The organism is Roseisolibacter sp. H3M3-2 (assembly GCF_029211165.1).
Lineage (GTDB): Bacteria > Gemmatimonadota > Gemmatimonadetes > Gemmatimonadales > Gemmatimonadaceae > Roseisolibacter.
In genome coordinates this window covers 1-3,520 of sequence record NZ_JARGEK010000443.1, presented here as the reverse complement: position 1 = coordinate 3,520, position 3,520 = coordinate 1, and the positions used below count along the sequence as shown (strand labels likewise).

The following is a 3,520-nucleotide window of genomic DNA, read 5'->3' as shown; positions in this document are numbered from 1 at the left end:
TCCTAAGACCGCTTGGCCCTCCGACTTGCCGGCGGCCGCGCCGGCGGCGCCGCAGCGCCGACTCGGCGGCCGGCTCGAGGCGCCGGGACGGCGGTCGTGGCGCACGCAGGTCGCGCTGCTGCTGCGGGTGGCGTTCGGCGCGGCGGTCGTGGCGGCGCTGATCTACTGGCCGTACCCGTCGCGGTGCGGGGTGGGGCTGGGGTACTACCTGGCGCTGGTCGGCGTGCTGGCGCTGGCCGGGCTGTGGACCTCCGTGGCCGCCTGGCGCCACCGCGCCGCCTTCGTGCACGTGCTCGGGGTGGTCATGCTCGCGGCGGCGGGCGTGCTGGGGGCGCGCGAGGTGCTCCCCAAGGTCGGCTACGCGTTCCCGACCCCCGCGCACCCGGTGAGCTGGGCCTGCGAGTGACGCGAGTGGGCGGAACGCGACGGGGGGCGGCGCCGACCATCGGCGCCGCCCCCCGGCTCGCGTGGTCCGACGTCAGCGCCCGCGCTTGGTCCAGATCGCGACGACGCCGCAGTTGCCGCCGCCGGCCGCGCCCATGAACTGCGCCGGGATCGTCCCCGCGCTGTTGTAGACCTCCACGCCGGCGACGTCCATCGGGCGCACCAGCTGGTCGAGGTCCGTGGCGCCGTCGAACACGCGCATCCCGTCGACCCAGACGTCGGGCGTGCACCCGCCGCGCCCCTGGATCGCGTAGCCGAAGCCGGTCCCGTTGGGCACCACCGAGAGCCCCGGCGTCGTGCGGAGCGCGTCGGTGATGACGATCGGGTTGCGGCGGTTGAGGTCGTCCTCGGTGATGAAGCGCCCGCCCATGCCGCGCCGCTTCCGCTCCATGAAGCCGTTGTAGTCCTTGTTCAGCTTCGTGCGGTCGGCCTGCACGACCACGCTCTGGAGCGTGTTCAGCCGCTCGTCGAGGACCACGCCGACCGACCCCGGCGCGCGGGCGGAGAGCGTCACCGGGACGCGCTTGGGGGCGAAGCCGATGGCCCGCACCTCGAGCGCGTAGGTGCCGGCGGGGAGGCCGGCGAGGGCGAAGCTCCCGGCCTCGGTGGTGGTGCCCTGCACGTCGCTCCCCCACAGCGCCACGCGCGCGCCCTGGAGCGGGCGCCCGTCGCGCGTGCGCACCGTGCCCGAGAGGCGCGCGTTGCCGCGGGCGACGGTGATGGGCTGCTGCAGCCGCCCCTCGCGCTGCGCCGCCGTGTCGGGGAGCTGCACGGTCACCACGGACACGGAGTCGCCGAGGGCGAAGTCGCGGCGGGTGAGGCTACGGGGCGGCAGGCGGAGCTCGATCAGCCCGCCCCGCCGCCGCGGCGCCTCGGCGTTCGCCACGAGGTCGACGTCGGCGGGGAGGTCGCAGGCGACGTAGCCGCCGTCGGCGCGGACGCGCACGGGGAGGCGCCGCTTCACATTGCGCACCCCCTCCTCGCTGATCCGCATCTCGGACCAGGTGAGCACGATCTTGGACTCGGCGATCGGCTCCCCCGTGTCGGCGTTGCCGACGCTCCCCAGCAGCACCGCGCGGTCCCCGGGCGCCTGCGGGCAGACCTTGGCGCGCACCGCCATCGGGCCGGGCGTCCCCAGGTCGAGGCGGGCCGCCGTGTCGGGGAGGATCTGGACCAGCGACACCGGCGGCTCGATCCCCAGCGCGTCGAGCGTCGGGTGGAAGAAGCCCGCGAGGTAGCGCCCCGGGCGCACCCCCGGGATCCGCCAGCGGCCGCTGGAGTCGGTCTCCGCGGTGAACGAGATCGCCCGGTCCTGCTCGTGGGCCAGCTGCACCGTGGCACCCGCCAGGGGGCCGCCCGCGATGCTGTCGGTGACCACGCCGTAGACGGCCAGCGGCTTCGCCGAGTCCACCGGGAGCGGGGGCGGAAGCTGCCGCGGCGCCGTGGCCGGTCGCCCGGGCTGCCCGGTGGGGGGCGTGGCCGGGCGCGAGCCCGGGAGCTGCCCCGGGCGGGGCTTGGCCTGCGCGTCGGCCGCCGCGGGGGCGAGCGACGTCATCCCGATCGCCAGGGCGGCGAGGCGGAGGAGGGGGGCGGAGCGGGGCACGGCGGGGAGTGCGGTGGTGGGACGGGGATCAGCGCTTGGTCCAGATCACGACGGTGCCGCAGCCGCCGCCGCTCAGCCCGCCGAACTCGGGCGGCGGCGTGGCGGCGGAGCCGTAGATCTCGACCGCCAGCACCTGCGAGGGCGGGACGATCTGATCGAGGTCGTCGGCGCCGTTGAACACCAGCGTGCCGTCCAGATACACCGACGGCACGCAGTCGCCGCGTCCGCGGACGACGTAGCCGAAGCCGCGCGCCGGGTACACGCGCAGGTTCGGCGTCAGGCGCAGGGCGTCGGTCATGTACAGGAGCGGCCGGCGCTCCAGCTCCGCCGGCCCCAGGAACCTACCACCGGCCGACCGTCGGCGGCGGGCCGCGAAGTCCTCCAGGAAGCTCGAGGCCCGGGTGCGCTTGCCGCGCACGACCACGCTCGACAGCTGCTGCGCGCGCTCGCCGAAGGCCAGGCGGACGTTCGTCGTGCGCCCCGGACCCAGGTCGACCGGGGTGCTCACGGGCGCGTAGCCCACGGCGCGCGCCTCCAGGCCGAAGGTGCCCCCGGGCAGCGAGTCGAGGACGAACGCGCCCCCGGTCGAGGTGGTCGCGGTGCGCCCCGTCCCGGCGAGTGCCACCTGGGCGCGGGCGAGCGGCTCCCCGTTCGGCGTGGTGACGGTCCCCCGCAGCGTCGCCCCGCCCGCCACCCGCAGCCCCACGGGCGCGGCGCCCGTCGAGTCGCTCGGCGGCGCGGCGGCGGCGCGGGCGACCGCGACCAGCGTCGCCGAGTCGCCGAGGAGCATGTCGCGCCTTACGACGGCGCCGACCGGGACGCGGACCTCGACCACGCCGCTGGCGCGTCCGGGCGCGACGGCGTCCAGCTCGACCGGGGTGTCGGTGGGGACGCCGCAGGCGAGGAAGGTCCCCGTCGACCGCGCGACGACCGGCACCCGCCGGCGCTCGCTGCGGATCGAGCCGCGTGCGATCACCACCTCCCGCCACCCCACCGACAGCGTCGCGCCGGCGAGCGGCTCCTGGCTCGTCGCGTCGCGCAGCGTGCCGATGATCCCGCCCGTCGAGTCGCCGGCGGCCGCGCCGCACAGCAGCGCGCGCATGCGGCTCGGCCCGGGGATTCCGAGGTCGAGGCGGGCCGTCGAGTCGCCCGCGATCAGCGCCCGGAACGTCGGCGGCTCCAGCCCCAGCGCGTCGAGCGTGGGGTGGAAGAAGCCGCCGATGTACGGCCCAGAGGGCATCGTGTCGATGCGCCACCGGCCCAGCGAGTCGCTCACCGCCGTCCGCGCGGGGCGGCTCGGTTCCGTCTCGTGGGCGAACTGCACCAGTGCGCCGACGAGCGGCGCCCCCGACAGGCTGTCCCAGGCCACGCCCTGGAGGGTGACGCGCACGGCCGGTTGCGCGAGGGCGGGGGGCGCCGCGGGGACCGCCTGGGCGCGCGCCGCAAGTCGGAGGCCAAGCGGTCTTAGGAAGA

At 76.8% G+C, this 3,520-nt stretch carries 3 protein-coding genes; 1 reads left to right on the top strand and 2 read right to left on the bottom strand.

Annotated elements, in window-relative coordinates:
* Window positions 1-406, top strand: a 406-nt coding sequence (locus PYV61_RS22670) for a hypothetical protein (RefSeq protein WP_275835959.1), incomplete at its 5' end; no start/stop codon positions are given.
* 72 nt (window positions 407-478) lie between these two features.
* On the opposite strand, the gene PYV61_RS22665 is transcribed toward PYV61_RS22670, so the two are convergent.
* Together PYV61_RS22665 and PYV61_RS22660 are read right to left on the bottom strand one after the other, a co-directional pair.
* Window positions 479-2,047 (bottom strand): carboxypeptidase regulatory-like domain-containing protein, encoded by a 1,569-nt coding sequence (locus PYV61_RS22665; protein ID WP_275835957.1) that lies wholly within the window; start codon window positions 2,045-2,047, stop codon window positions 479-481.
* A gap of 28 nt (window positions 2,048-2,075) precedes the next feature.
* On the bottom strand, window positions 2,076-3,520 hold a 1,445-nt coding region (locus PYV61_RS22660), incomplete at its 5' end, for a TonB-dependent receptor (protein ID WP_275835956.1).